Raw genomic sequence first — 2,079 nt, 5'->3', positions numbered from 1 at the left:
TAGAAACCCGCCGGGTGGCCTTGGTCACTGGGGCCGGTCGCAACATTGGCCGCGCTATCGCGCTGGCCTTGGCTCGCGATGGTATGGCTGTGGCTGTGAACGTGCGCAGTTCAGTGGCCGAAGGCCAAGCAGTGGTCGATGAACTGACCACCATGGGTGTTCCTGCACTTTTGTGTGCGGCAGATGTCACCGATGCCTTCGCGGTGCAGGGCATGATCGCCCAAGTGGTAGCGCGTTTTGGACGTCTAGATGTCCTTGTGAACAATGCGGCCATTCGCAAAGAAGCCACTCTGGCCGAGATGAGCAGTGCCGATTGGCGCAACACCTTGGCCGTGGTTTTGGACGGCGCGTTTCACTGCACCCAAGCTGCCCTGCCCCATTTGCAAAAAGCGACTGACGGCGCTGTCGTCAATATTGGTGGTCTCACCGCTCACACCGGCGCCGAAAACCGCGTGCATGTGGTGACTGCCAAATCGGGTTTGGTCGGTCTAACGCGTGCTTTGGCACACGATTTGGCGGCCCATCAAGTCACGGTGAATTGCGTGTCGCCGGGCATGATCGACACCGTGCGACTCGGTAGCAGTGTGTGTCTGCTCAGCCGCAGCACCATCAAAAGCACACGCCATTGCTGGGCAGACGCGGCACAGCCGAAGAGGTGGCTGATTCGGTGGCTTGGCTGGCGGGCCCACAAGCTCGTTTTGTGACAGGGCAAGTGCTGCACGTCAACGGTGGAACGTACTTGGGTTCTTGATTCAATTGCTTTTGCATCGGCTGGCAATGCCTTATCTCATGACTTGGCTGAAGAGATTTTCAATACCCCGCAAAAAAACTCCAACATCCCGCATATCCCTCTCGCGACGCAGGCCATGCGCTCCATGATTTGATTGTCGCTTAGGGGCACTTGTATGGGATGTGCGACATCAGGATGAACAAACCTGAGCCGTTGGGACCGGGTTTCGGCTTTGTGCACCGCTTTTAAACGCCACCTTGTGGGTGCGTGGGATCAATCCAAAGGACCGTCTCAGGCTTTTCAACAGGCTCTATGTCCATGTTGACCGCAACCGCTTGCCCGTCGCTGCGGCACAACACGCACTCCAAAGTTTCCTCTGCGCTGGCATTGATTTCTTGGTGCGGCACATAAGGCGGAACGTAAATGAAATCTCCGGGTCCCGCTTCTGCGGTGAACTCCAGGGCATTGCCCCAGCGCATACGGGCACGGCCTTTGACCACATAGATCACACTTTCTAACGGGCCGTGATGGTGTGCACCGGTTTTGGCATTGGGGTGGATGTGCACGGTACCCGCCCAAAGCTTTTGAGCGCCAACCCGTGCAAAGTTGATGGCGGCTTTGCGGTCCATGCCCGGTGTGGAGGGCACATTCCCATCCAACTGGTCACCTGGCACCACGCGGACACCGTCGTGTTTCCAGTCGGTGATGGGCTGATCGTGCGATGAAGGGGCGTTGTGATCGTCGTGGTGATGGGCCATGGCTTGAATCTTTTCAAAAGAAAGATTTTCACTTTAGCATGGGTGCGCGCCAGATTTAGGCGGCACCAAACCCGAATGAAAACGTGATGACCGCCGCAGCCCTCGCGTCGCACACTCAGCCGTACTTCAGCGCTGTCGCCTTGCCCCAAAACACCCGGTACATGAACACCGTGTAGCCGATGATGACCGGCAGCGTGATGGCCACACCGAAAAAAATCACATTCAGCGACGCGGTGCTGATGGCCGCCTCCCACACCGTCATGCGCCCGATCACGATGTCGGGGAAGATGCTGTAGGCCAAGCCAAAGAAAGCCAGCACAAAAATCAAAACCGTATTGGCGAACACCAGCCAACCGTAGCCCGCATTCACCAAGTACGGGCGCGTGAGGACCCAGCGCATGGCAAAGAACGCCAGGGCGCACATGAGGGGCACCGGCAGCAGGGCAAACACCTGCGGCACACCGAGCCATTTCCCCAGCACGCCCTCTTTCACCAGCGGCGTAGCTGCCGATATGGCCAGCAAGGCGCCCGCCATGGGCCACAGCACAAGCCGCGCCCAACGCACGGCCTTTTGCTGAAGATCGCCTTCAG

At 58.2% G+C, this 2,079-nt stretch carries 3 protein-coding genes and 1 pseudogene; 2 read left to right on the top strand and 2 right to left on the bottom strand.

The genetic code is table 11. The annotated features are described in order from the left end of the window. Positions 1–14: 14 nt before the first annotated feature. Both Q0341_RS05505 and Q0341_RS15235 read left to right on the top strand, forming a co-directional pair. Positions 15–509, top strand: a pseudogene (locus tag Q0341_RS05505) (SDR family NAD(P)-dependent oxidoreductase); the annotation flags it as partial. A gap of 77 nt (positions 510–586) precedes the next feature. After that, positions 587–751 (top strand): SDR family oxidoreductase, encoded by a 165-nt coding sequence (locus Q0341_RS15235; RefSeq protein WP_366522673.1) that lies wholly within the window; start codon positions 587–589, stop codon positions 749–751. 224 nt (positions 752–975) lie between these two features. Here the strand turns inward: Q0341_RS15235 and Q0341_RS05495 are convergent, their stop codons facing one another. Together Q0341_RS05495 and Q0341_RS05490 are read right to left on the bottom strand one after the other, a co-directional pair. Next, positions 976–1,488 (bottom strand): cupin domain-containing protein, encoded by a 513-nt coding sequence (locus tag Q0341_RS05495; RefSeq protein WP_299511081.1) that lies wholly within the window; start codon positions 1,486–1,488, stop codon positions 976–978. A 115-nt stretch (positions 1,489–1,603) separates the two neighbouring features. Then, positions 1,604–2,079: cytochrome d ubiquinol oxidase subunit II (locus tag Q0341_RS05490; RefSeq protein WP_299511080.1), on the bottom strand; the 476-nt coding region annotated here is incomplete at its 5' end.

Source organism: uncultured Limnohabitans sp. (assembly GCF_937889215.1).
In the GTDB taxonomy this organism is placed as follows: domain Bacteria; phylum Pseudomonadota; class Gammaproteobacteria; order Burkholderiales; family Burkholderiaceae_C; genus Limnohabitans_A.
This window is presented reverse-complemented; position numbering and strand designations above follow the sequence as displayed.